We start from the raw sequence: 25358 nt of genomic DNA, 5'->3' as shown, positions 1-25358 counted from the left end.
ATCAGCCCTTGTCCGCCTCGCGCTCTTTGTTCTTTTCGGCCATCGACTTGCCGCTGAAACCGGCGATGTAGTCGCCGGAAACCAGTTGGTTGTTGGCGTGCGCAAAGTGGTGATAGCCGAAGCTGGCGTCGATGCCCGCTTCCTTGCCCGCCAGCGTTTCCATGTGGTTGACTGCCTGCTTGGCGAGTTGCAGCGCAAGGCGCGGCTGCTCGGCGATGCGGCCCGCCACCCGGGCCACTTCTGCCTCCAGATCGGCGCGCGGGACCACCCGGTTGACCATGCCCATCTGATAGGCCCTTTCGGCGCTCATCCGCTCGCCGAGGAACAGGAATTCCTTGGCGATGCGCGGGTTGAGCTCATGCGCGTGGGCGAAATACTCGACCCCGGGGAAGCCCATCTGGAGGACCGGGTCCTGGAAGAAGGCATCGTCGCTGGCGATGATCAGGTCGCACACCCAGGCCAGCATCAAACCGCCCGCGATGCAGGCGCCGTGGACCTGCGCGATGGTCGGCTTGGGGATCGCCCGCCACCGCTTGCACATGCCGAGGTAGACTTCCTGCTCGCGGATATAGGCCTTTTCCGCGCCGCCCTTGTTGGCATGGTCGTACCACATCAGGCGCCGCTCGAAGCTCGAATGGAAGTCCCGCCCGGGGCTGCCGATGTCGTGCCCGGCGGTGAAGTGCTTGGCGTCGGACTTCAGCACGATGACCTTCACGTCATCGTCATTGACGGCGCGCTGGAATGCGTCGTCCAGCGCATAGGTCATCTGGCTGTTCTGCACATTGTGGAACTGCGGGCGGTTCAGTGTGATCCGCGCCACGCCGTCGGCAGCAGCATAGAGCACCGGCTCGTCAGTCTCGTAGACCGGCGGCTGGTCAACCTTGGGAACGATGGCGTCGCTCATGGCGTGCTCCTCTGGGCAGGCGGGTTCTCGGGCAGAACGGTGTGACGGATGCCGTGCGGATCGAGCGCAGCGATGATGTCGAGCTGTTCGGCAGAGGGGAGGGGCGTTTCGCCCGCAACCGCATCGATCAGCGGGAAGCCGGTGGCGGCCTGTACTTCGTCGAATGTGGCGCCGGGATGGAGCGAGACGACCCGGATCGCGTTGTCCGGCCCGCCGAAGTCCATCACGCACAGGTTGGTGACGATCCGCCTGAGGTCGATGGCGGAGTAATTCCCGCCTGCGATCCGGCGCGCCGGATTGTAGCCGGGGCTGGAGATACGGTCGACCTCACCGGTCACGAACACGCGGGGGCCATGCGCCGGGATGAACATCGAATTGGCGTGATAGATCCCGTTGCCGGGAAAGCCGCGCGCGCCCAGCATCTGGGTCTTCGGCTGGGCATGGGTGCCGCCCAGCGCCGAGAGGTTGGTCTGCCCGAACCGGTCGACCTGAGTCGGCGTGACCATTGCATGGCGCCGCCCGCTCCACACCGCACTGTCGAAGAAGCGGCTGAAGGGGAGGTAGCCGGCCGGCTTGCGGTCATCATAGCTGCGCGGGCCGAGCGGCACCGGCTGTTCGACCAGGAAGGCCTCGCCGTCGGTCATCATCAGGCCGGGCGAATGGGTCAGCTTGGCCAGCCCCACGCCCAAACGCGGGATCGGTCCGATGCCGGTGCCGACCAGTTCGCGGTCCGTGCGGAACGCCTCTGCCACCGCGGCGATGCACAGTTCTGCCAGAGTCGCCATCAGAAGATCGGCAGGGGGAGTGCCCCTACCGCCTCGATGCCGCCGACCGAGGCGAGGTATTCCGCCTCGCTCGCGCCGACAAATTGCGCCGATACCGCGCTCCAGTCCCCGGGATCCTTCGCCGCAGCGGCATAGCGCTTCATCCATCCCATGTCCCAGCCATAGGACGGGGGCAGGGAGGTGGGATGGGCACCGCCACGCGCCTCGGTCACGCCGGTGACGAAGCACCGCTCGAACAGGTTGGCGCGGGCATCTTCGGGATAAGCGTCTTCCATGGCCGGGACCAGTTCCTCAGCTGAGACGAAGCATTCGGTTGCCGCCTTGGCGAACCATTCGTCGTAATAGGTGTCCGGCCCCAGCGCCTGGACATTGCCGCGATGGTCGCACCGCTGGACATGGATCAGGGCCGCGTCGAGCTTCAGCGCGGGCATGGCGACCATCACTTCGCCATCGTCATAGGGGGACTGCACGGTCCTGAGCCCGCCCAGTTCGATGAGATCGGTGCCGAGACCCACACGGGTGGGCAGGAACGGCAGCTGGAACGCAGCAGCCTTGAGCCCCCACTGGAACATACCTTCGTCCAGTTCGAGCACCTCGATCGCGCCGGCCTCGCGGCTTTTGCGGAACCACGGTTCGAGCGGGATCGCGTCCATCGAGACGAAGGCGAACACCAGCTTCTTCACTTTGCCGGCTGCGCACAGCATCCCGACATCCGGACCGCCGTAGGAAACGATGGTGAGGTCGGTCAGGTCGGAGCGGAGGATTTCGCGCACCAGCGCCATGGGCTTGCGCCGGGGGCCCCAGCCGCCGATGCCCAGCGTCATCCCGCTGCGCAAGCGGCCGACGATCCCGGCAGCGGTCATGCGTTTGTCGAGCGCGGCCATCAGTCGGCCGCCTTCCGCATGGCTTCCTGCCACGCCCATACATGGCCCCAGACGCTGATCGATTCGTGCCGCGTCGTCTCCCAGGTAGCGGGATCGATCACCAGCCCGTCGCAACCGATCTCCAGGTCAAACCCGCTTGGGGTCTGGACGTAGAAGCTGGTCATCTCGTCGTTCACATGGAGGCCGAGGGTAGCGGATTCGGGAAACCCCTCGCGCCGCATCCGGTCATGCGCCTTGCCGACTTCGACAAGGCTGGGCATTTCCAGCATCAGGTGGACACAGCCGCTTGGCGGCACCGGTCCTTCGCCAATGGCGAGGCTGTGATGGCGGCCGTTGCTGGCATGAAGGAAGGCAAAGCCGATGCCGGAATCTTCCGGCGGCCCGCCCTGGAAATAGAACCGGGGAAGGTCGGTCGGTCGGAACCCCACCACGTCACAATAAAACGCCACCGTTTCGTCAAAGTTCGGGGCACTGAGCACCGCATGGCCCATGCCAAGTTCGCCGGTGACGAAATGCGAAATGCCCTGCGGGGAGACGAAGGGCTCCTCGGTCCGGCTGTCGCCGCAGTAGAACTCGACGCCGTTTCCGGCGGGGTCAACCGTGCGGAACATCCGTTCCACGCCGCGCAGCGCGGCTTCCCCGGCGGTTGCGTGCTCGGCCGGGCGACCGGCAGCGGCGATGCGTGCCGCCAGATCGTCCAATGCTGCTGCGCTGTCCACTTCATAGCCGGGGGCGACCAGGCGGTCGCTGGCTCCCTGCTCGATGCGGAAGCGGAAGGGGCGCTCGTCGACCCGGTACAGCGCAGCGCCGTCGGCAGCATCGGGCGCGCGCATCACCCCGGCAACCCTGGTCAGGAACCGGTCCCATTCTTCCGGCTGCGTGGTTTCCACCACGACATAACCAAGCGATTTCACACCCATCAGGCCCCAGCCCCTTTGACAAGATCGAGAAAAAATGGCCGCTCCCCGCCGCCATCGACATTGATCCGCGCTCCGCTGACCCAGCTGGCCAACGGCGAGCACAACCACAGCACCGCCCCGGCGATATCCTCGCCCGTGCCCATCCGCTGCAGCGGCATCGAGCGCCCGACCGCTTCCTGCGCTGCCGCATCGCCATATGTTGCCTCGGCGGTTTCCGTGGCCATCAGCCCGGCGATGATCGCGTTGACCCGAACGCCCTGCGGACCCCATTCCTGCGCCAGGCTTTGCGTCAGGTTGAGCAGGCCTGCCTTGGCCGCGCCGTAGGCAGCGGTGCCGGGGGAAGGGCGGATGGCGGAGACGCTGGCAATGTTGATGATGTTGCCGCCACCCAGGCGCGCCATGTGCGGATAGGCGGCCTGCGCGAGATAGAGCGGGGCCAGCAGGTTGAGCCGGACAATTGCTTCGGAAAAGCGCGGACTGGCTTCGGCGGCAGCCACCGCAGGCGAGCCGCCCGCATTGTTGACCACGATGTCGATCCGCCCGTGCCGGGCCACGATCCCGTCAACCAGCGCTTTCGCGGCGTCCGGATCGCGCACGTCGGCGGACTGGAAGTCGATCCCGGGCATGGCATCGGCCGGAGCATTGCGGGCGCAGATCACCAAGGTCGCACCGGCCCCGGCAAGCGCCAGCGCAACCGCACGGCCCAGCCCGCGCGAGCCGCCCGTTACCAGGGCCACCTGGCCTGTCAGGTCTATGGTTGGCGCTTGGGCCAATTCGGCCACCCCTCTTCCCGGCTTAATTCCTGAATCGCGGCACAGCACCGCTATCAAAACTGCATTATCGGAAGGTAAAGGGCTTTTCAATTGACGATTTGCGTATCAAACGATAAAAAAAATTACGAAGCATGGGTTTTGCCGCTGAGTCGATATGGTTCGACCAGTAACTGCGTGGTGAGGAGCCGGAACATGGGTGTTGCCGTGAAGCGGGTTGATATCGGAAGTGCGAAGCCGACAGCGGAGGAACTGCTGCAACGGGCCCGCGACATGGTGCCGTCGCTCAAGGCCCGCGCCAAGGCGTGTACCCGCGCCCGGAATGTGCCTGCAGAAACCATTGCCGACATGAAGGCGGCCGGTTTCTTCCGCATCCTCCAGCCGGAAAAGTTCGGCGGCTACGAAATGCATCCGAATGACTTCTTCGAAGTGCAGAAGGTGCTGGCCGAAGGCTGCATGTCGACCGGATGGATGTACGGTGTGCTGGGCTGCCACCCCTATGAGATGGCGCTGTTCCATGAACAGGCGCAGGAAGAGGTGTGGGGCGAGGACCCGGACATGCTGGTCTGTTCGACCTACCAGCCGGTCGGCAAGGTGACCCATGTGGAAGGCGGCTTCCGTCTGTCGGGCCGCTGGGGTTTCTCGACCGGCTCGGTCCACTCCGGCTGGATCCTGCTGGGCGCGTTCTGCCCGCCGAAGGATGACGGCACCCCAGCGGAAATGCGCACCTTCCTGCTGCCGCGCAGCGATTATGAAATCGATGAAGACGCGTGGCACACTTTCGGCCTGCAAGGGACCGGCAGCCATGACATCATCGTTGATGATGCGTTCATCCCCGAATATCGCACCCACCGCTCGATTGACGGCTTCCTGTGCCAGAACCCGGGGCAGGAAGTGAACACCGGGCCGCTTTACCGGCTGCCGTGGGCGCAGGTCTTTACCCGCTCGGTCTCGACCGCCGCGTTCGGCGGGGCTCAGGCTGCCATCAATGCCGGCCTGGCGATCATGCAGGACCGGGTGTCGACCAATACCGGCAAGGCCTCGAAGCAGGATCCGATCCTGCATGCGGCGCTGGCGCGGGCGATTTCCGAAAAGCGGGAAATGGAGGTCACGCTGCGGCTGACCTTTGACGAGCTGATGGGTTATGCCGAACGGGGCGAGGCCATTCCGATGGAGAAACGGGCCTTCTTCACCTACCAGTCCAGCACGGTGGTGCGGCGGCTGGCGCGGCTGATCGACGATGTGGTCCAGCTGTTCGGCGGCCGGGCGATCTACATGACCAGCGAGATCATCCAGCCCTGGCTCGATCTCCACGCAGGCCGCGCCCATGTGGCCAACGATCCCAACAACCGCACCGGTGACGCGATCGGCACCATGCTGGGCGAACAACCGCTCAACCCGTTCCTGTAAGGAGAACGGGCATGGGGGGATTGAGCGAAGCGACCTATACCGTAACCGGCGGGCATTCGATTCATGTGAAGGATGCCGGGTCCGGCCCCGTGGTGGTGTTCCTCCACGGCAGCGGACCGGGGGCTTCGGGTGCGTCGAACTTTCGCGACAACTGGCAGGTGTTTGTCGATGCGGGTTTCCGCGTCGTGCTGCCAGACCTGATCGGATACGGTGCCTCCTCCAAGCCGGAAGGCATCGATTATACCCTGCAGCTGTTTGCGGACACGGTCTATGAGGCCCTTCTCGCCCACGGCATCGAACGCGCCAGCATGGTCGGCAACTCGCTGGGCGGGGGCATCGCGCTCCAGATCGCACTCGACCACCCCGGGTTTGCCGAGCGGCTGGTGCTGATGGCACCTGGCTGTATCGAGGAACAGGCGCACTACTTCACGATGCCCGGCATTGCCCGCATGGTATCAAACTTCGGCGGGCCCGACTTCAACCTCGACGAACAGCGCCGGCTGGTGAGCAATTTGGTCCATCCCGATTTCGCCGCGAACATCCCTGACGCATTGGTGCAGGAACGCTTTGCTGTCGCCCGGACCCAGCCCAAGGACGTGCTGATGCGGATGCGCACGCCGAACCTTGCGCCGAGGCTGGGCGAGCTGCCCAACCCGATGCTGGTCATGTGGGGCCTGCAGGACGAGTTCTGCCCGGAAAGCGGCGCGCGCCATTTCCTCAATGCCGGGTGCGATGTGCGCACGATGACGTTCAACCATGTCGGCCACTGGGTCCAGGTCGAACGAGCCGGCGAGTTCAACACCCATGCCATCGGCTTCCTGCGTGGCTGAAGGCTATCCCCTGATCCCGGATGACCTGCCGGACGTGTTCAAGTCGGCCATGCGGCGGCTGGCGGCCTCGGTCTCGATCGTGGTGGCCAAGGGCGATGAAGGCCCGGTGGGCATGGCGGCGACCTCGATCACTTCGCTCACGGTCGATCCGCCCGCGGTGCTGGTCTGCGTCAACCGGATGACCAGCCTGCACGCGCTGCTGGTGCCCACCGCGCCGCTGTCGGTCAACCTGCTGGCGCGGCACCACCGCGATGTCTCTATGGCCTTCGGCGGCGGGGTTCCGCGCGAGGAGCGGTTCAAGGTCGGTGACTGGCAGGACGGGGCCAATGGCCTGCCTGCGCTCGCCGATGCGCAGGCGCAGCTCGAATGCGTGATCGACGCCATGCTCGCCTACGGCACCCACAGCATCGTCATTGCCCGCGTGATCCGGGCCCGGGTCAGCGGCGCGGTCGATCCGCTGATCTATCAGGATGGAGGCTACCTGTGAGCCGCACCGACTTCGCCGCTCTCCATGGAGAGCAGCTCTACCGCGCCTTGCGCGAGCGGCACACGCTGGCCCCGCTGATCGAACGCGATCCTGCGCTGACGATCGACGATGCCTACGCCATCAGCCTCGATTTCCTCGCCCGCCGGCTGGCCGATGGCGAACGCGTGGTCGGCAAGAAGATCGGCGTCACCAGCAAGGCCGTGCAGGACATGCTCGGCGTTCACCAGCCCGATTTCGGATTCCTCACCGATGCCATGCTGGCGGAAGGCGAGATCGACGTCGCCGGACGCCGCCTCATCCAGCCGCGCGCCGAGGCCGAGATCGCCTTCATCCTCGCCGAGCCCCTGACCGGGCCAGGCGTGACGGCGGAACAGGTGATCGCCGCCACCGCCGCCATCGCACCGTGCTTCGAGATCGTCGACAGCCGCATTCGCGACTGGAAAATCGGGATTGTTGACACTGTGGCCGACAACGCCAGCTGCGGCGTGTTCGTGCTCGGCGCGGCGCGGGCTGATCCGCGCAGCCATGATCTGCCCGGCCTGCGGGTCACGGTGACCAAGAACGGCCAGCCACTGTCCGAAGGGCTCGGCTCGGCGGTGCAGGGCGATCCGGCCCAGGCCGTCGCCTGGCTCGCCAACACGCTCGGCCAGTACGGCGTGACGCTCGATGCGGGCGACGTGATCCTGTCGGGATCGCTGGTGCCGCTGGAACCGGCGGTCGCGGGCGACGTGTTCGAAATGGAACTGCATGGCGTGGGCACTTGCACCGCGCGTTTTGTCTAGGAAAAGCAATGACCAAGGTGAAAGCCGCGATTATCGGTTCGGGCAATATCGGCACCGACCTGATGATCAAGATGCTCAAGTATCCGCAGAACATGGAGCTGGCGGCGGTGGTCGGGATCGACCCGGCCAGCGAAGGCCTGGCCATGGCGCGCGAGCACGGGATTGCAACGACGCACGAGGGCATCGAGGGTCTGAAGCGGCTCGATTGCTACAAGGACATCCGCATCGCCTTCGATGCCACCAGCGCCTATGCCCACAAGGTTCATGACGCGGCCTTGCAGGCGGATGGCATCCGGGTGGTCGACCTGACGCCCGCCGCGATCGGGCCCTTCACGGTGCCGACGGTCAACATGGACGCGCACCTCGACGCGCCCAACGTCAACATGGTGACCTGCGGCGGGCAGGCGACGATCCCGATGGTGGCGGCGGTGAGCCAGGTGGCGAAGGTCCACTATGCCGAGATCGTTGCCTCGGTCTCCTCGCGTTCGGCAGGGCCGGGGACGCGCGCCAACATCGACGAATTCACTCGCACAACCGCCCGCGCCATCGAGGCGGTCGGCGGGGCGACGCGGGGCAAGGCGATCATCATTCTCAACCCGGCCGAACCGCCGATGATCATGCGCGATACCGTCTTCACCCTGTCCGAAGGGGCAGACGAGGAGGCAATCCGCGCCTCGGTCGAAGCGATGGTGGCACGGGTGCAGGCCTATGTCCCCGGTTACCGGTTGAAGCAGCAGGTCCAGTTCGAGCGCTTCGGTGACAACAATCCGCTGCGCATTCCCGGCATGGGCGAGTTCACCGGGATCAGGACCATGATCCTGCTCGAAGTCGAGGGCGCGGGCGACTACCTGCCCAGCTATTCAGGCAATCTCGACATCATGACCGCGGCGGCCAAGGCCACCGGCGAACTGATTGCTGAAAGGATCGCGGCATGAGCTTCGATGTCGAACGGGGCGACAAGCTCTACATCCAGGACGTGACCCTGCGCGACGGGATGCACGCGATCCGTCACATGTACGGCATCGACAGCGTGCGCGAGATTGCCGCCGCACTCGACAAGGCGGGCGTCGATGCAATCGAGGTCGCCCATGGCGATGGCCTTTCGGGCATGAGCTTCAACTACGGCTTCGGCGCACACACCGACTGGGAATGGCTCGAGGCCGTGGCCGATGTGCTGGAGCGCAGCGTACTGACCACGCTGATCCTGCCCGGCGTAGGCACGGTCGAGGAACTGCGCCGTGCCTATGACATCGGCGTGCGCTCGGTCCGGGTGGCAACCCACTGCACCGAAGCGGACGTTTCGAAGCAGCATATCGGCATCGCCCGCGATCTCGGCATGGACGTCTCCGGGTTCCTGATGATGAGCCACATGATCGACGCCGAGGCGCTCGCTAGCCAAGCATTGCTGATGGAAAGCTACGGCGCTCACTGCGTTTATGTCACCGACAGTGGCGGCGCGCTCGACATGGACGGGGTGCGCGAGCGGCTCGAAGCCTATGATCGGGTGCTCAAGCCTGAAACCCAGCGCGGAATGCACGCGCACCACAACCTGAGCCTCGGCACGGCGAACTCCATCGTCGCGGCGCAATATGGCGCAGTGCGGATCGACGCCTCGCTCGCCGGGATGGGGGCAGGCGCGGGCAATGCGCCGCTGGAGGTGTTCATCGCTGCCGCTGACCGCAAGGGCTGGAACCACGGCTGCGACGTCATGGCACTGATGGACGCGGCGGAAGACCTGGTTCGACCGCTGCAGGACCGCCCGGTAAGGGTTGACCGCGAGACACTCGCGCTCGGCTATGCCGGGGTCTATTCCAGCTTCCTGCGCCATGCGGAAAAGGCCGCCGGGGATTACGGGCTCGATACCCGTGCCATCCTGGTCGAACTGGGCCGTCGCAAGATGGTCGGCGGGCAGGAGGACATGATCGTCGACGTCGCGCTCGATATGCTCAAGGCGCAAGGTACCGATGGCTGAGATTTCGCTCCACCGGCCCTATCCGGCAGCAGAAGTCGGGCGCTGGGATTTCGAAACCGATGTTGCGGTGATCGGGTTCGGTGCCACGGGTGCCTGCGCCGCGATCGAAGCCGCTGATGCGGGCGCAAAGGTCATGCTGTTCGAGCGCAATTCGGGCAGCGGCGGCGCCTCGGGCCTGTCGGGCGGGGAAATCTACATCGGCGGCGGTGGCGGCACCGATGCACAGCGCGCGGCGGGCTTCGAGGACAGCACCGAGGACTTCACCGCTTATCTCAAGGCGGCGGGCGGCCCTTGCGTCGATATTGCCAAGTGCGAACTCTACGGGCGCGAGGCCCTGAACCACTACGCCTGGCTCAAGGCGGAGGGCGTGCCCTATCGCGGCAACTACCTGCCCGGAAAGCATATCGAGCCGACCGACGATTCTACCCTGATCTGGTCCGGCAGCGAGGCCGCCGCGCCGTTCTGCGACATTGCCAGACCGGCCCCGCGCGGCCACGTGATCCAGCACATGGGCTGGGGCGGGGGGCGGCCACTGGTCGACATTCTGGAAGCCAGCGCCCGGAATCGACACGTCGAGATCGTCGTCGACGCCCGCGCACTGGCGTTGATCGAGGACGAGGGCCGGATCGTCGGCGTGATCATGCGGATCGACAACCAGCCGCGCTTTGTCCGCGCCAGCAAAGGCGTGGTGCTGGCCACCGGCGGGTTCGTGTTCAACGATGATCTGCGGCGCAAGCATTGCCCCGACACTTTCAAGCTCAACGACCCGATCGGCGATAAGGACGATGGCAGCGGCATCCTGCTGGGGGTCGGTGCTGGCGGCGAGGCGATCCACATGGATCAGTTTTTCACCACTTGCCCGTGGACCATGCCGGAAAGTCACGCCAACGGGGTGTTCGTCAATGTCCACGGCCAGCGGTTCATCAACGAGGATTGCTACCACGGGCGGGTCAGCCGCTGCGCGGTCGACCAGCCGGGCGGCAAGGTCTACCTACTGCTGGACAGCGCGCAGTTCGTCCAGCCGATGGACTTCGCCCGGACCGACATCGCCGGGACCGGGGACACGTGGGAAGAGGTCGAGACCGAGCTGGAGATGCCCCAAGGCACGCTCAGCACCACGATGGCGTTCTACAACGCCCATGCCCGCGAAGGCCGCGATCCGCTGTTCGACAAGCGCCCGCCGATCCTGATGCCGCTCGACCAGGGGCCGTTCGTGGCGCTGGAGCTCAATTTCCAGTCCAGCTATTTCAGCTTCTTCACCCTCGGCGGGCTCCATACCTCGACCGATGGCGAAGTGCTGGGCCGGGGCGGAACGCCGATCCCGGGCCTCTACGCTGCCGGGCGCTGCACCAGCGGCCTGCCTGCCTGGGGGCACGGCTATTCTTCCGGCATGAGCCTGGCTGACTGCACCTTCTTCGGACGGCAGGCCGGGCGCGCGGCCGCGCTTGGCTGATACCATCCACGAGCGCCTGCAGGCACTGGAAGACCGCGAAGCGATCGGTAATCTCATCGCGTCCTACGGCCCGATGGCAGACAGCGGTGACGCGCAGGCGGTGGCGGCCCTGTGGACCAGCGATGGCGTCTATGCGGTCGACGGATTTCCCGAAGCGCGCGGCCACGCCGCGATTGCAGCCCTGATCGAGGGACCAGTCCACCGGGATTTGATGAGCGACGGTTGCGCCCACGTGCTCAGCCCGCCCGTTATCACGCTGGCGGGCGATCAGGCGACGGCACTGTGCCACAGCATCGTCTTCCGCAAAACCGGGGCAGGGTGGGACACGGTGCGCGTGGCTGCCAACAACTGGCAGTTCGTGCGAACCAGCGAAGGCTGGCGGGCGGCGCGGCGGGACAACGCCCTGCTCGACGGCAGGGCCGCTGCCCGCACGCTCCTCGCAATCAGTGGATCGGTACCCCGTCAATCGTGATCCGGTGCATCAGGCGGCGATGGCCGTGGTAGTCGTTGAGCGCATAGTGCCAGGTCGACCGGTTATCCCACATGGCCACCGTGCCCGGCGCCCATTGCAGACGGCACTGGAATTCCTCGCGCATGCCGACGGAAAACAGGTAGTTGAGCAGTGAGAGGCTCTCGTCCCGGGTCCAGCCTTCGATATGGGTAGTGAAGCCGGAGTTCACGTAGAGCAGCTTCTGCCCGGTGTCCGGATGGCGGATGACCAGCGGATGGACCGCGCGGGTCTTCAGGTCCCGTCCTTTGAGATCCGCACCCTGATCCGAATTGGAAAGGAACCCGTCCGGGCCGTAGATATGGTCGGCGGTGTGGACGGCCCGCAGGGTCTCCAGCGTCGCCTTGAAGGCGTCTGACAGCGAATCGTAGGCTGCTGCCATGCTGGCGAACAGCGTATCGCCGCCGCTGGGCGGCAATTCGCGGGCGACCAGGATGGAACCCATCGCCGGCACCTGGTCGTAACTGTGATCGGTGTGCCAGCCACCGCCGATATTGACCTGCTGGGTCTCGCTCTTGCGGACTTCAGCGATTTCGGGATGGCCGCCATTGGCCGGGAAATAGTTGTTGACGACGATCGGCCCGATCCGGCGGGCAAAGGCGATATGGTCTTCCTCCGACAGGTCCTGGTCGCGGAAAACGACCAGACCGCGTTCAGCCAGCAAATGCTTGATTCCCGCTATGTCGCTGTCGCTGGCGCTTGCGAGCCGCAGTCCATGCACTTCGCTGCCGACATGCCGCGACATCGGCCTGATCTGATCCTGATTCATTGTTCCTCTCTCCCCGGTTTTTCCGGAGGTTAGCTTACCAGCTGGCCTCCATCCACCACCAGAATCGTACCGGTGGCTTTTCTCGCCTTTTCGGATGCCAGATAGGCGACCGCCTCGGCGATATCTTCCGGTGCGCAGCTGCCATCAACCAGCTTGGGCATGCCGCGCATGACCATGTCCCAGTCGAGTTCGCCTTCGGGCGGGGCCTGCTGCGTCATCGGCGTGGTGACATGGCCGGGGCAGACCGCGTTCACCCGCACGCCCTGCGCCGCATACTCTGCGGCCAGTGCGCTCGTCATGCCCACGACCGCGTGCTTCGACGCGCAATAGGCGGCGGTGTAGATCATGCCGCGCAGGCCCGAGGTCGAACCGATGTTGACCACGTTGCCCTTGCTGGCGAGCAGGTGCGGCAAGGCTGCCTGGCAAAGCACGAACACGCTGGTCGTGTTGATCCGCAGGATCCGCTCGAAGTCCTCGACGGCAAAGGCGTCGGTCGGCCCCCACTTGAGCATTCCGGCGACGTTGCACAGCACGTCGAGCCTGTCCTGCGCAGCGGCTTCGACCAGCGCGCGGCAGGAAGCGTGATCTTCGGCGTTGTAGGGCACGGCGTGGGCCGCATCGCCGATCATCGCTGCGGTTTCGGCAAGGCCAGCCTCGTTGATATCGCCGATGGTCACCTGCGCCCCTTCGCGGGCCATCAGCAGGGCGGTGGCCCGCCCGATACCCGATGCTGCGCCCGTGACCAGTACCCGCTTGCCTGCAAAGCGCATGGCCATTCTCCCCCTATCCGAACGTTGCGGGCGGTTCGCCCATCACGGTAACTGTAGGCCGGCCCGCGTCATCGACCGCATGGATCAGGCATGACAGGCGTCGCGACCGGGTTTCCGAAATCCACCAGCGGCCATCCCGCTTCACGTAGGCGTCGTCGTATTCGACCCCCATCTGAGTCAGGGTGCGGCTTGCCAGGTTGATGCTGTGGAACAGCAGCGACCACTGGCCCGTGGCCCGGTCAGAATCGTCGAACACGATCACCCCGTTGGCGCCATGGTGGATGTCGAACACCCCCGGTGCGCAGCCCATCGCAGCATAGACCGCCACGAAGGCATCCCGGCTGTTGAACGCAGGGAACCCGTCGTACGCGATCACCGCTCCTTCGGGGAACAGGCAATCGCGCACCGTGTCCGGGTCCTTGGCATCGCAGGCTCGCAGGTAGCGCGCCTTCAGATCCCGGATCGCGCGGTCATCCTCCAGCCGTTGCAGCCGCTGCTCAAGCGAGGCGGGCACGGGTCAGAACTTGACCCCGGCCGTCACCCCGAATGTCCGCGGCTCGGGGAAGTATCCCAGTAGGATGCCGCCGAAGCCCGGGCCGAAGTCGATGAAGTTCGACGGATTGTCCTCCTCCGTCAGGTTGCGCACGAACACCGACAGGTCCGCATCCACCCCGCCAAGGGGGATTTCCGCCACTGTGGCGCGCAGGTTGACGATTGTCCGCCCGGCCGACTTGCTCGATCCGGCCACCTGGTCAGACGCAGCAGGTGCGGTCAGCGCATAGGGGAAGGTGAAGTAGCTCGAAGAATAGCTGAGGTCTGCATAGAGGTTGAACTTGCCCCAGTCACCTTCGGCCACCCGCAAGTCGGCTCCGATGGCGGCGGTGGTCTTGGGGGCGTGCGGGAAAGCCCGGTTGTTCGACACGTCGACCCCGCCGTCAATGAAGCGCTTGTAGTCGGAATCGAGGAATGCGAGCGAGGCATTGATGGTCAGGGCATCAACCGGCCGGATCACGGTCTCGAACTCGAGCCCCTGGATCCGCGCGGCAGCGGCGTTCTGGATGATCGAGGCTGCCCCGGTGGTGGCGGTGAAGACCGACAGCTGCATGTCCTTGCGCTCATCGCGGAAGGCAGCGACGTTTAACACCACCCGGTTGTCGAACAGCTGGCTCTTCAGGCCGACTTCAAAGGTATCGACCTTTTCCGGGCGATAGGGCGAACACAGTTCCAGTGCGCCGCTCGGGCAAGCGGCAGTGGGCGCGGCAAAGACATTGGTCTCGCCGTTGAACCCGCCCGACTTGAAGCCGCGGGCGAACCGGGCATAGACGTTGACGTTCTCCGACGCCTTGTAGGCCAGCGTCACTGCGGGCGAGAAGTTGTTGTAGGTGGCATCCGGGATGCTGCCATAGGGCAGGTCGGCCACCACCAACGGCGCCAGGATGCCGTTGGCCGGATCGAAGTTGACCCGGAAGAAGCGGCTGATGTCCTTGCGTTCGTGGGTGTAGCGGGCGCCCAGTGTCAGCTTGAGCGCCTCGGTCAGCTTGTAATCGAGCTGGGCGTAGAGCGCATAGGCCTCGGTGTTGGAGCCGTAGTTCGAATCGAGGTCGACGCCGCCACCGAAGTAGGTCTGCGGGTTGAGCGTTTCGGCCTGCTCTTTGAAATAGAACCCGCCCAGAACATAGCTCAGGGCGTCATCGAACGCCTGCCCGGTCAGCTGAAGCTCCTGGCTGAAGGCGTTGTAGTCGGAAATGCGCTGGGTGAAGGCGACGGGAAAGGGCGAGCCGTCAAGATCGAGCCCGTCCGCCCAGGCCATGTCGCGATAGGCGGTGATGGATTTGATCTCGGCGTCGCCCAGGCCGACCGTCAGCGTGAGGGCATGGCCATAGCTGCGCGAGCGTTCGTAGGCCGGCGCATCGATCGAGGCGGAGGTCACACGGTCGGGGTTGGCGATGGTATCGAGCGGGAAGAACGCGCCGCCGAAGGCATAGCTCGGGCCGTTGGGATCGAAGATGTCGCGCGGATCGCCGTTGCGGTTGACCCGCAGGAGCTGCGAGAAGGGCGGCGTCTGGCTCATCTTGGAATAGTCGTAGGTGTAGTCCGCCGTCACGTTGTCGGCGATCTCTGCACGCAGCTGGACCATGAAGCTGCCGGAATCGATCGAGTCGGTGCTGTTGCGGCCCGAGGGGTTGTTCGGCGCAAGGTCGATCAGGCCGTCGCGCTTGCGGTACTGGCCGGAAACCTTGGCCGAGAAGGCGCCCATCTGTGGCAGGTCGATGACCCCGCGCAGGCGCATCTCATCAAAGCTGCCATAGGTGACTTCGGCCAGGCCGCCGGCTTCGCCGCTGGGCTTCTTGGTAATCAGGTTGACCGCCCCCGCCAGCGCGTTGCGGCCATAGAGCGTGCCTTGCGGACCGCGCAGGACCTCGATCCGCTCAAGGTCGGCGACGTCGAAGATCGAGCCCTGCGCCTTCGCGATGTACACGCCATCGAGGTAGAGGCCGACGGCCGGTTCCCAGGTGATCGCAGGGTTGATCGTGACCGAGCCGCGGATGGCGATCTGCGAGATCGACTTGGAGGCCGGCGCCCGCTCGATCTTCACGTTCGGGGCCAGCGTGCCCAGCTTGTCGATCGAATCGATGCCGCGGCTTTCGAGAAACTCGGAGCCAACCGCGGAAATGGCAATCGGCACGTCCTGGATGTTCTCACTGCGCTTCTGCGCGGTGACCACGATCATGCCCAGGCCATCGCTCTCCGCTCCGGAATCGCCGGAGTCCTGCGCCAGCGCAGGTGTTGTGAGACCCAGAGCGAGCGCGCCGATGGATGCGCAGGCAAGCAGTGCTTTCATGTTCTCTCCCCTTGGCCGGATGCAGTGTCTGGCCGTGTTATGCGTAATAATTATGGGTATTGAGCTACGCGAAAATAGCTTACGACGCAAGAAAATACGTGTTATCGCAGTCAGGCACTGAAAAACATACGCATTGGAGAACGGGGATGCTGACTTTGGCTCTTGCCCTTGCCGCGGCCTTGCCATCGGCCGAGCAATGCCGGGCCGTGGCGGGCAACCCCGAGGCCGCGCTGGCGCAGTCCATCGGCCTGCAGGGCTATATCTATGGCTATCCCATGGTCGACCTGCTGCGGCAGCGTCACAACGAAACGCACCGCGTCGCCGCCGAGCAGCCAGTGGCCGCGCCGGCCAACACCATGGCGATCTATCCCCATCTGCTGACGCCGGAGACGCAGGGGCAGCTGCGCGCGGCCAATGTCGATACGCTCTATCTCAACGCCTGGCTGGACCTCTCTAAGGGGCCGGTCATGCTGGACGTGCCGGCAATGGGGGACCGGTACTACACGCTGGCATTCATGGACCTCTATGGCCGGCCGCTACATATCGGGACGCGCACCAACGGCGGTGCGACCACGCGCTATGCGCTGGTCGGCCCTGGCACCCCGGCACCGGAAGGCGCGGAGGTTATTCGCCTCGCCACGGATACCGTCTGGATGCTGGGCCGGGTGCTCGCTGTGGCCGGGCCGGATCTGGAGCGCGCCCGCGAACTTTCCGCCGCGATCCGGTTTGACGGGCCGTCCGGTCCACCGGTCGAGGCGGCCGAGCCCCTGCGCCCGTTCGATAGCCTGCTGTTCTATGCGCTGCTGAACGAGGCGCTTCGTGGGGTACCGGTCCGTGCGGGCGAGGCGGGCCTGATGGCGATGTTCGACAAGGCCGGTTTCGGGCCGGGCGCCGCGTTCGATCCGGCCAGCCTGTCGGAAGGGCAGAAGCTCGGCCTCGGTTGTGCACTCCGATCGGGGCCGGGGGTGCTGTCGCAGCGCGGCTTCCGGCCGACCCATGTCCGCAATGGCTGGATGTGGTCGTCGAACATTGCCGATCCCGGGTTCGACTACCTGCTCCGCGCCGAAGCGGCGCGGGGCGGCTATGTGAACGATCCGGAAGAATCGATCTACCCCGCCGCCATTACCGATCACCGGGGTGAGCCCTTGCAGGGCGGCCGCCGCTATCGCATCCGCTTCGCGGCTGACGGCCTGCCCCCGGTCGATGCGTTCTGGTCGATCACCGCCTATGACCGCGCAACCTCGCAGCTGATGCCGAACGCGATCGGGCGCTACACCATCGGAGACCGTACCGACGGTCTGGTGCGCGATGAAGATGGCTCGCTGACGCTCCACCTTTCTTCCTCGGAGCCGCCGGAAGGCAAGGCGAACTGGCTGCCGGTTCCCGCCACGCCGTTCCACGTCGTCCTGCGCATGTACCTGCCGCAGAAGGACGCGCTCGACGGCCACTATGCGCCGCCCCAGATCGAAAGGATCGAACCGTGACCCGGCCCACCACCACCATCGATGCGTTCTCCCCCGAGGTCTATGCCGACGACGGCGAGATCGCCGCGCGCCTCGCCGCCATGCGCGGGCAGGGCGATGTGCTGTGGATCGAGCAGGACCCCTATCGTCCGTTCTGGGCCGTGCTGCGCCATGCCAACGTGATGGAGGTGGAGCGCAACAACAAGGTCTGGCTGAACGAACCGCGCCTGACCCTGCTGCCGTCCTGGTTTGAGGACCGAACGATTGCACAGTTCGGCAACCGTACCGGCCCCGTCCGCACCCTGCTGGACATGGACGAGCCCGATCACCGCAAGCACCGTCAGCTTACGCAATCATGGTTCAACTCGAAGTACCTCGACACCCTGCGCGAACGGATGCGCCTGCTGGCGAAGGACTATGTGGACCGGATCGAGACCCTGGCCGCCAGCGGCCCCTTCGATTTCGTCGAGGAAGTCGCGGTTCCTTACCCGCTGATCATGATCACCACGATCCTCGGCTTGCCGGACAGCGATGCCCCGCTGGTGCTGCGGCTGACGCAGGAACTGTTCGGTGCCAGTGACCCTGAACGCAATGCCAATGGCGATTTCGGCCTGGCCACTGCGATGGAATTTTTCGGTTATCTCGGCGGTGTGGTACAGCAACGGCGCAATGCGCCGCTTGATGACCTCATGTCGGTCATCGCGACCGCTACGATCGACGGCGCGCCGCTGTCCGACATGGAAACGCTGTCTTATGGCATGCTGCTGGCCGCAGCCGGACATGACACCACCAGTTCAAGCGTGGGCGTGGGCATGATGCAGCTGGCGCGCAATCCCGCCGAGTTTGCCAAGCTCAGGGCTAACCCCGCTCTGGTTGCCCCGGCGGCGCAGGAAATGTTCCGCTGGGCCACTCCGGTCCGGCATTTTCTTCGAACGGCAGCGGTTGATACGGAACTTGCAGGGCAGCCTGTCAAGGCAGGTGAACATGTTGCGCTGATGTACCTCTCCGCCAATCGCGATGAGCGGGCGTTCGACGCTCCCGATGAATTCCGGATTGATCGCAGCCCGAACCGCCACCTCGCGTTTGGCTATGGGGCCCACCATTGCCTGGGGCGGATTTTGGCGGAAATGGAAGTGGAGGCATTGTTCGCCGAGATCGCCGCACGGGTCGATACCATTGAACTTGCCGGTGAGCCCGAGTGGGTGAAGACCAATCACACCGGCGGACTGAAGCACTTGCCAGTGCGGGTGAGGATGAAATGACCGATAGCACTCTGGAAGCGCGGATAGACCGTTTGGAATCGCTCGATGCGATCCGCCAGCTGCCCGCCAAATATGCGCTTGCGCTCGACATGCGCGACATGGACGCGATGGTCAGCCTGTTTCCGGCCGATGTGCGGGTGGGCAAGGACGCCAGCGGGAGGCAGGCCTTGCGCGCCTATATGGACCGCACCCTGCGCTCGCCGTTCACCGGCACCAGCCACCATATCGGCGGCCACGTGATCGAATTCGACGATGCGGATCATGCCCACGGTGTGGTCTATTCCAAGAACGAGCACGAGACCCCGGTGGAAGGCGGGGCGGACGAATGGGTCATCATGCAGATGATGTATGTTGACGATTATGTCCGCCAGGACGGGCGCTGGTACTTTGCCCGGCGCCTGCCGCTCTACTGGTACGCGACCGACCTGAACAAGCCACCGGTGGGCGCAAACAAGATGCGCTGGCCGGGTACGGACTGGGCGGAAGGGACCTTCCACAAGCTGTTCCCCAGCTATGCCGAGTTCTGGGCGCGCGAGGGGGACCACGGCGGCCCGGTGCCCGAACCCGCGCCGCTTGAGAAGTTCCTGGAAACCATGCGGCGCGGTGCGGCTGCGCCCAGGATCAAGGTGCGGGCGGACTAGAAGTAGTAGCTGGCACCATTGGCAACCAGCACCGATCCGTTCACGTAACTGGCGTCGTCGCTGGCCAGGAACGCCACTGTTGCAGCAATTTCGGCCGGGTCGGCCATCCGGCCCAGCGGGATCGCCGCTTCCATCGAGGCGATCCAATCATCCGGGATGCCCTGCATGATCGGGGTGTTGGTCGGCCCCGGCGCAACTGCGTTCACGCGGATCCTGCGCGGGGCGAGTTCGCGTGCGAGCTGGCGGGTCAGGCCGATCACGGCGGCCTTGCTGGCGCAGTAATGCGCGCTGCCTTCGCCCGACTGGGCGCTGGTCGAGCTTATGTTGATGATCGTGCCGGGATGGCCGTCTGCGGCCAGCACACGGGCGAATTCGCGGCAGACATAGAACGTGCCGTTGAGGTTCACCGCCAGCACCCCGGCCCAGCCGTCGTCGCCCATGTGGATCACCTGATCGACGATCACGTCCGAGCTGCCCTGCTCGGCCAGTTCGGCATTGCGCCGGGCCATGCTGGCATAGAACTCGTCCGAGCCGTCATCGGCAGCGCGGCCGATTCCGGCGTTGTTGACTGCGATGTCGAGCCGCCCGAACGCCTCGCGCGCAGCCTTGACGGCAGCGGCGACCGAACCGGAATCCGCGACATCGCAGCCCAGCGCCAGCGTGGCGCCGCTCGCCTCCGCTTCGGCCTGGTTCAGATCGAGTGCGGCCACCCGGGCCCCGTCGTCCATCAGCCGCCGGACAACGGCCGCGCCGATCCCCCGGCCGGCCCCGGTGACAATGGCGGCGCGTCCTGCCAGTCGCCCGGTCATTGGGCGTTGGCTCCGGTCAGGTCATTCGCCGCGATATAGCCGAAGGTCAGTGCCGGGCCGATGGTTACACCGGCACCTGGATAGCTTTCACCCATGGCCGAAGCCGCGCTGTTGCCGATGGCGTAGAGGCCGGCGACTGGCTGGCCCTTGCCGTCCAGCACCCGGGCCCGCGCATCGGTCTTCAGCCCGCCGTTGGTGCCGATATCGCCGGGATAGATCGGCATGGCATAGAACGGCCCTTTGTCGAGCGGGCGCAGGCAGGGATTGGGGGTTACGCGCGGATCGCCGTACATCCGGTCATAGGCCGCATCGCCGCGGTGGAAGTCAGGGTCTTCACCCTTGGCGGCGTGGGCATTGTACCGCGTCATCGTCGCTTCGAGACGACCGGCGTCAACGCCCATCGCTTCGGCGAGTTCGGCGATGGTCCTGCCCTTCTTGAGGACTGTCTTGACCATGCCGTTCTGCGCCCAGTCGGGCAGCAGCGGATAGACCGGGCCGACCGGATAGTTGTGGCGATAGGTGTGGTCGAACACGAACCAGCTCGGGCTGGCATCGCCATGCTCGCGCTGGCGGCGGGCCATCTGCTGGCCGGTCACGTGATAGGATGCCGCCTCGTTGAGGTAACGTTCGCCGCGCTGGTTCACCATCAGGCTGCCGGGCAGGGCGCGTTCGATCGTGCACAGCCGCCCGCGATCCTCGCCCGGGATATAGAAAACCGGGGCCGCCCAGGTCGATTGCAGGTTCATCGTCTCGGCACCCAGCGCTTGTCCGGCGCGGATCGCGTCACCGGTGTTGCCGCCGGTCCCGCCGGAATAGAGCGCATTGGGATAGAGCGGCGCGTGTTCGTCACGCATGGCCTGGTTCTTGTCGAAGCCCCCGGCTGCCAGCACCACGCCCTTGCGCGCGCGCACCCGCAGATCGCGCTTCCTGTGACGGATCACCGCGCCGGTAACCCGGCCGTCTTCCTCGATCAGTTCGACCAGCGGGCTTTCCAGCCACAGCGGCACTTTGGCCTCGTTCAGGGCCAGCCGCAGTCCGCCCGCCAGTGCATTGCCGAGCGTAAGCCGTCGGTCCTTGCGCGAGGTGAAACGGAACGGCCAGTCGAACCAGTAGCGCATCAGGCTCCTGGCCAGATGCCACCACCAGCCCTTGGCCCGGAACAAGAGGATGTAGGTCTCGTCGAAGTGCCAGTTGAGATAGCCGAACAGCGACGCCGCCGGCGAGGCAAAGCGCAGTGTGCGCACATCGTCGCCCAGTTTGCGCCCGTCGAGCGGGGAAGGCATGTGGGTGCGATAACCGGTGGGCGAGCCGCCCGGGTTTTCGGCATGGTAATCAGGGTAGGGGAAGGCGTGGTAATCGATCTCGGTGTTTGCGCCCATCCAGCGCAGCATTTTCGCAGCGTTTTCGACATAGGCGCGGATGTTCTCGTCCGGCACATTGTCGGCTGACAGGGCACGGACATATTTGAACGCATCCTCGACGCTGTCATGAAAGCCCGCTGCTGCCGCCTGGTCGCTGGCGGGAATCCAGATGCCGGCCCCTGAAGTGGCTGAGGTGCCGCCCCACTGCGGCTCCTTCTCGACGATCAGTACTTCGGCATGGTTCTTTGCTGCGACCAGCGCCGACAGCATTCCGCCCGCGCCCGATCCCACAACGAGGACATCGACTTCCTGATCCCAACCTACGCTCATCGCCTGTCTCCTGCGGTTCAGGACGGAATGTAGAGTTGCGCGGCCTTGCCGCCATCGACCGGCAGGGCAACACCGGTGATATAGCTGGCTGCATCCGACAACATGAACACGATCGCTTCTGCCAGTTCTTCGGGCTGGCCGCCCCGGCCCATCGGGATGGCATCGGCGGTCTTGGCGGCGAGTTCGGGGGCCTTGGTCGCAAAGTCCAGCGTGGCGGCGGTGTTCACCTGACCGGGGACGATGGCGTTGACCCGGATGCCCTGCCGCGCCCCTTCCATTGCCGCCACCGCAGTGAACTGGATCAGTGCCGCCTTCGATGCCGAATAGCTGGAATAGTTGGCCATGGCCCGAATTGCGGTGGTGGAGGAGATGTTAACGATCGAGCCCTTGCCCTGCGCCGCCATCACTTTCATCGCGGCCTTGGTGCCGACGAATACCGCGTCGGCGTTGACGGCGAAGTCCTTGCGCCAGTGCTCCAGCTTCAGGCGGCTGATCGGGGCGTAGTGGGTCGACATGGCATTGTTGACCAGCATGTCGAGCCGGCCGTGGCGGGTGGCGACATCTTCAATCAAGGCCTCGAAGGCAGCAAAGTCGGTCACGTCGAGCTGAAATGCTTCAACCTTGCCGCCTTCAGCTTCGATCTGGGCACGGGCACTGTCGAGCAATTCCTGCCGTCGCCCGCAGATCACCACTTGCGCGCCGCGCCGGGCCAGCAGCGCGGCGGTGGCAAGACCAATGCCGTCGCTTCCGCCGGTCACGAGCGCGACCTTTCCGGTCAGATCCTGGCTCATATCCTCTCCTCTCCAACCCGCTACCGGTCGAGCGCGGCGCGGGGATTCTTCGAAAACGCAATTGACGCAGTTGGCCGTTCCATGTCAACCAAATGCGTAATTCATAAAGCTATCATTTACGAATCCATCGAAAAGGAAATGCGGATGGCCGATCTTTCCGGCAAAGTGGCACTGATAACGGGGGCCGGGCAAGGGGTCGGGCAGGGGATTGCCCTTGCGCTTGCTGCGGCCGGCGCGAAAGTCGCTGTTACCGGCCGGACCCTGGCCAAGCTGGAAGCAACCTGCGCGCTGATAGCCGAGCGCGGCGGCGAGGCGCAGGCAATTGCCGGCAACGTGAAGGATGCCGGCAACCTTGCGGAGATGGTCGAGCAAACGATCAAACGGTTCGGCGGGCTCGATGTGCTGGTCAACAACGCGCAGGAAGTGCCGAATGGCAAGCTGCTTGATGTCAGCGATGAGGCCTTCCTCGCCGGATTCGAGTCCGGTCCGCTGGCCAGCTTCCGGCTGATGAAGCTGGTGCATCCACATATGGTCGCGCGCGGGGGCGGGGTGATCGTCAACCTCGCGTCGTCGGCCGGTATCCGGTGGGACATGTCCGGCTATGGCGCTTACGGTGCGGTCAAGCAGGCGACCCGCGTGCTGACCCGCGCGGCGGCGGCCGAATGGGGCCGGCAGGGCATCCGCGTGCTGACGATTGCACCCCATGCCGAAAGCCCGGGGCTCAAATGGTGGATTGCGAACAACCCGGACGAGGCCGAGGCCTTCTTCCGTACCATCCCGCTGGGCCGGATCGGTAAACTGGAGGAGGATATCGGCCGGGCTGTTGCCGCGCTGTGTTCGGATGACATGGCCTATCTTACCGGCGCAACGATCCCGCTCGACGGCGGCCAGGCGAATTTCGACTGATGGAGAAGGTCATCTGCCTGCTGTGGAGCGAAGACGGCGCTGATCGCGCTGCTTTCAATGACCGGCTGATCGCGCACCTGCCGGGCGCCCTGCGTGCTGCCGGTGCGAGCGATATTCGGATCAATCTCGAGGATGCCATCAGCGCAGGCGGCGCGCATCTGCGCCAGACCCGCGGTGCGCGGCAGCATGATGCGGCGGTGCAGTTCTGGCTGCACTCGGCCAATCAGGCACGGCGAGGCGGTGTGGACCACGTGCTTGATGGATGCTGCGCACGATGGCACGGCTGGGTGGTAGCGGAATCGACCATTATCGCCAACGCGGCGCATCCGGCGCAGCCCGGCCAGCGCACCGCCGGTTGGGCCCAGCTCGCCTTTCTGACCTTGCCGGCATGGCTGACCCATGCCGAATGGCTTGAGCTATGGCAGGATTGCCACACGCAGGTGGCGGTCGAGACCCAGGCCAATTTCGAATATGTCCAGAACCTCGTCGTCCGGGCGCTGACGGACGGCGCACCGCCCTATACGGCGATCGTGGAGGAGTGTTTTCCCGAGGCGGCGCTGAGGGATCCCTTTGTGTTTTTCGACGCGGTGGGCGATCCGGCGAAGTTCCAGGCGAACCTCGACCGGATGATGGAAAGCTGCGATCGCTTCATCGATCGCGGCACCATCGACGTAATCCCGACCGGGCAGTACAGCTTTTGAGGGCGAACGCGGCGCGAACGTCGAAGAAATGGTCGCTTCTGGCCGCATTTGCGTAAAAATATAATCTTCCAAATCCGCAAAATGCAGTTATACGAGACACAAAGCGCTTCAATGCGTCGAATCGAGGGAGAGGATTGCATGTCAGGCAGGGTAGCGCTGGTTACCGGTGCGAGCCGCGGGGCCGGTCGGGGCATTGCCCGGGGCTTCGGCGAGCTGGGATACACGGTCTATGTCACCGGCAGGACTGTCGCGCCCGGCGATGCCAAGGGGTGGGACGGCACGGTCCTGCCCGGCACCGTTGCCGAAACCGCCGCAGAAGTGACCGCCGCTGGCGGCACAGGTATCGCCGTGATGTGCGACCATGCCGATGATGCGCAGGTCGCCGCGCTGTTTGCGCAGATTGCCCGGGAGCAGGGCCGGCTCGACGTGCTGGTCAACAACGCGACCTATATCCATCACCAGCTGATCGAGAAGAAGCCGTTCTGGGAAAAGGATCTCGACGCGGTGAAGATCCTCGATGTCGGGCTGCGCTCGGCATATGTGGCGAGCTGGCATGCCGCGCAGATGATGGTGAAGCAGGGTTCCGGCGTGATTGCCTTCGGCTCGTCCTTTGGCGGTTCGTGTTACATGCACGGGCCTGCCTATGGCGCGCAGAAGGCCGGGGTCGACAAGTTTGCCCATGACATGGAGCATGACCTGCGCGGCAGCGGCGTGATCGCGGTCTCGATCTGGATGGGGCCGCTGGTGACCGAGCGTTCGCTGATTGCGCAGAAGACCAATCCTGAGCAGTACGAGGGCTTCATCGAGGCCGCCGAAAACCCCGAGTTCACCGCCCACATCATCGACGCCATCGACCGCGCGCCGAACCGGGATGAGCTGTCCGGCCAGACCCTGATCGGGGCCGAGATCGCCAGGGAGCTCGGCGTGACCGACCGCGGGCGCGAGAAGCCGAGCTATCGCGACATGCTGGGCAGCCCGCAGCCCAAGAACCCGGCCGCCGTCTACTGA

26 protein-coding genes are annotated in these 25358 nt (G+C 65.1%); 14 read left to right on the top strand and 12 right to left on the bottom strand.

The window, feature by feature from the left end; translation table 11 throughout:
* Position 1: 1 nt before the first annotated feature.
* The 5 genes from U4960_RS13050 to U4960_RS13030 are packed head-to-tail and all read right to left on the bottom strand — an operon-like array spanning position 2 to position 4266.
* The gene (locus U4960_RS13050; protein ID WP_324261067.1) at positions 2–904 is read right to left on the bottom strand and encodes an enoyl-CoA hydratase; all 903 of its coding nucleotides are present in this window, start codon (positions 902–904) and stop codon (positions 2–4) included.
* Positions 901–1689, bottom strand: coding sequence for a CoA-transferase subunit beta (locus tag U4960_RS13045; protein ID WP_324261066.1), 789 nt, complete (start codon positions 1687–1689; stop codon positions 901–903). Before U4960_RS13045 ends, U4960_RS13050 begins: the two co-directional genes overlap by 4 nt.
* The gene (locus U4960_RS13040) at positions 1689–2573 is read right to left on the bottom strand and encodes a CoA transferase subunit A (RefSeq protein WP_324261065.1); all 885 of its coding nucleotides are present in this window, start codon (positions 2571–2573) and stop codon (positions 1689–1691) included. The genes U4960_RS13045 and U4960_RS13040 overlap by 1 nt, the downstream gene beginning before the upstream one ends.
* Positions 2573–3493, bottom strand: a complete 921-nt coding sequence (locus U4960_RS13035) for a VOC family protein (RefSeq protein WP_324261064.1) — start codon at positions 3491–3493, stop codon at positions 2573–2575. Before U4960_RS13035 ends, U4960_RS13040 begins: the two co-directional genes overlap by 1 nt.
* Positions 3493–4266, bottom strand: coding sequence for an SDR family oxidoreductase (locus U4960_RS13030; protein WP_324261063.1), 774 nt, complete (start codon positions 4264–4266; stop codon positions 3493–3495). Before U4960_RS13030 ends, U4960_RS13035 begins: the two co-directional genes overlap by 1 nt.
* Positions 4267–4458: 192 nt before the next feature.
* Here U4960_RS13030 and U4960_RS13025 point away from each other — a divergent pair, with 192 nt between their 5' ends.
* From U4960_RS13025 to U4960_RS12990, 8 genes are read left to right on the top strand one after another with little or no spacing between them, the layout of a single operon-like run.
* Positions 4459–5673: an acyl-CoA dehydrogenase family protein gene (locus U4960_RS13025; RefSeq protein ID WP_324261062.1), complete on the top strand. Its 1215-nt coding sequence runs from the start codon at positions 4459–4461 to the stop codon at positions 5671–5673.
* 11 nt (positions 5674–5684) lie between these two features.
* The gene (locus U4960_RS13020) at positions 5685–6503 is read left to right on the top strand and encodes an alpha/beta fold hydrolase (protein ID WP_324261061.1); all 819 of its coding nucleotides are present in this window, start codon (positions 5685–5687) and stop codon (positions 6501–6503) included.
* Positions 6496–6990, top strand: a complete 495-nt coding sequence (locus U4960_RS13015; protein ID WP_324261060.1) for a flavin reductase family protein — start codon at positions 6496–6498, stop codon at positions 6988–6990. The genes U4960_RS13020 and U4960_RS13015 overlap by 8 nt, the downstream gene beginning before the upstream one ends.
* Positions 6987–7772, top strand: a complete 786-nt coding sequence (locus tag U4960_RS13010) for a fumarylacetoacetate hydrolase family protein (protein WP_324261059.1) — start codon at positions 6987–6989, stop codon at positions 7770–7772. The genes U4960_RS13015 and U4960_RS13010 overlap by 4 nt, the downstream gene beginning before the upstream one ends.
* Positions 7773–7780: 8 nt before the next feature.
* Complete coding sequence (locus tag U4960_RS13005; RefSeq protein WP_324261058.1) at positions 7781–8707, top strand: acetaldehyde dehydrogenase (acetylating); 927 nt, start codon at positions 7781–7783, stop codon at positions 8705–8707.
* Positions 8704–9744 carry a 4-hydroxy-2-oxovalerate aldolase gene (gene dmpG, locus U4960_RS13000; protein ID WP_324261057.1) on the top strand — a complete coding sequence of 347 codons (1041 nt, stop codon included), beginning with the start codon at positions 8704–8706 and terminating at the stop codon, positions 9742–9744. The genes U4960_RS13005 and dmpG overlap by 4 nt, the downstream gene beginning before the upstream one ends.
* Positions 9737–11197 (top strand): FAD-dependent oxidoreductase, encoded by a 1461-nt coding sequence (locus tag U4960_RS12995; protein WP_324261056.1) that lies wholly within the window; start codon positions 9737–9739, stop codon positions 11195–11197. Before dmpG ends, U4960_RS12995 begins: the two co-directional genes overlap by 8 nt.
* Positions 11190–11669 (top strand): nuclear transport factor 2 family protein, encoded by a 480-nt coding sequence (locus tag U4960_RS12990; protein ID WP_324261055.1) that lies wholly within the window; start codon positions 11190–11192, stop codon positions 11667–11669. The genes U4960_RS12995 and U4960_RS12990 overlap by 8 nt, the downstream gene beginning before the upstream one ends.
* On the opposite strand, the gene U4960_RS12985 is transcribed toward U4960_RS12990, so the two are convergent.
* The 4 genes from U4960_RS12985 to U4960_RS12970 are packed head-to-tail and all read right to left on the bottom strand — an operon-like array spanning position 11641 to position 16086.
* Complete coding sequence (locus tag U4960_RS12985) at positions 11641–12474, bottom strand: TauD/TfdA dioxygenase family protein (protein WP_324261054.1); 834 nt, start codon at positions 12472–12474, stop codon at positions 11641–11643. The genes U4960_RS12990 and U4960_RS12985 overlap by 29 nt on opposite strands.
* Before the next feature lie 29 nt (positions 12475–12503).
* Entirely contained in the window at positions 12504–13244 is a 741-nt protein-coding gene (locus U4960_RS12980) for an SDR family NAD(P)-dependent oxidoreductase (protein ID WP_324261053.1), read from the bottom strand.
* Positions 13245–13257: 13 nt separating this feature from the next.
* Positions 13258–13758 (bottom strand): nuclear transport factor 2 family protein, encoded by a 501-nt coding sequence (locus tag U4960_RS12975; protein ID WP_324261052.1) that lies wholly within the window; start codon positions 13756–13758, stop codon positions 13258–13260.
* A gap of 3 nt (positions 13759–13761) precedes the next feature.
* Positions 13762–16086, bottom strand: coding sequence for a TonB-dependent receptor (locus U4960_RS12970; protein ID WP_324261051.1), 2325 nt, complete (start codon positions 16084–16086; stop codon positions 13762–13764).
* A gap of 146 nt (positions 16087–16232) precedes the next feature.
* On the opposite strand from U4960_RS12970, the gene U4960_RS12965 reads away from it, so the two are divergent.
* The 3 genes from U4960_RS12965 to U4960_RS12955 are packed head-to-tail and all read left to right on the top strand — an operon-like array spanning position 16233 to position 19452.
* A complete protein-coding gene (locus U4960_RS12965; protein WP_324261050.1) occupies positions 16233–17570 on the top strand; it encodes a DUF1254 domain-containing protein in 1338 nt (445 codons plus the stop codon).
* Positions 17567–18811 (top strand): cytochrome P450, encoded by a 1245-nt coding sequence (locus tag U4960_RS12960; protein ID WP_324261049.1) that lies wholly within the window; start codon positions 17567–17569, stop codon positions 18809–18811. The genes U4960_RS12965 and U4960_RS12960 overlap by 4 nt, the downstream gene beginning before the upstream one ends.
* Positions 18808–19452, top strand: coding sequence for a nuclear transport factor 2 family protein (locus U4960_RS12955; protein WP_324261048.1), 645 nt, complete (start codon positions 18808–18810; stop codon positions 19450–19452). The genes U4960_RS12960 and U4960_RS12955 overlap by 4 nt, the downstream gene beginning before the upstream one ends.
* Here U4960_RS12955 and U4960_RS12950 read toward each other — a convergent pair.
* From U4960_RS12950 to U4960_RS12940, 3 genes are read right to left on the bottom strand one after another with little or no spacing between them, the layout of a single operon-like run.
* On the bottom strand, positions 19449–20261 hold the full coding sequence (locus U4960_RS12950) for an SDR family NAD(P)-dependent oxidoreductase (protein ID WP_324261047.1): 813 nt from the start codon (positions 20259–20261) through the stop codon (positions 19449–19451). The two genes, U4960_RS12955 and U4960_RS12950, sit on opposite strands and share 4 nt — an antisense overlap.
* Entirely contained in the window at positions 20258–21952 is a 1695-nt protein-coding gene (locus U4960_RS12945) for an FAD-dependent oxidoreductase (protein WP_324261046.1), read from the bottom strand. Before U4960_RS12945 ends, U4960_RS12950 begins: the two co-directional genes overlap by 4 nt.
* Positions 21953–21969: 17 nt before the next feature.
* Positions 21970–22743, bottom strand: a complete 774-nt coding sequence (locus U4960_RS12940; protein WP_324261045.1) for an SDR family NAD(P)-dependent oxidoreductase — start codon at positions 22741–22743, stop codon at positions 21970–21972.
* 144 nt (positions 22744–22887) lie between these two features.
* On the opposite strand from U4960_RS12940, the gene U4960_RS12935 reads away from it, so the two are divergent.
* The 3 genes from U4960_RS12935 (at position 22888) to U4960_RS12925 (ending at position 25358) form a co-directional block, all read left to right on the top strand.
* Positions 22888–23649: an SDR family NAD(P)-dependent oxidoreductase gene (locus tag U4960_RS12935; protein WP_324261044.1), complete on the top strand. Its 762-nt coding sequence runs from the start codon at positions 22888–22890 to the stop codon at positions 23647–23649.
* Positions 23649–24350, top strand: a complete 702-nt coding sequence (locus U4960_RS12930) for an EthD domain-containing protein (protein WP_324261043.1) — start codon at positions 23649–23651, stop codon at positions 24348–24350. The genes U4960_RS12935 and U4960_RS12930 overlap by 1 nt, the downstream gene beginning before the upstream one ends.
* A 138-nt stretch (positions 24351–24488) precedes the next feature.
* Positions 24489–25358, top strand: coding sequence for an SDR family NAD(P)-dependent oxidoreductase (locus U4960_RS12925; RefSeq protein ID WP_324261042.1), 870 nt, complete (start codon positions 24489–24491; stop codon positions 25356–25358).

Source organism: Altererythrobacter sp. H2, assembly GCF_035319885.1.
In the GTDB taxonomy this organism is placed as follows: domain Bacteria; phylum Pseudomonadota; class Alphaproteobacteria; order Sphingomonadales; family Sphingomonadaceae; genus 34-65-8.
Note: the sequence above shows the minus strand (reverse complement) of the source record. Positions and strands in the feature narration are given on the sequence as shown.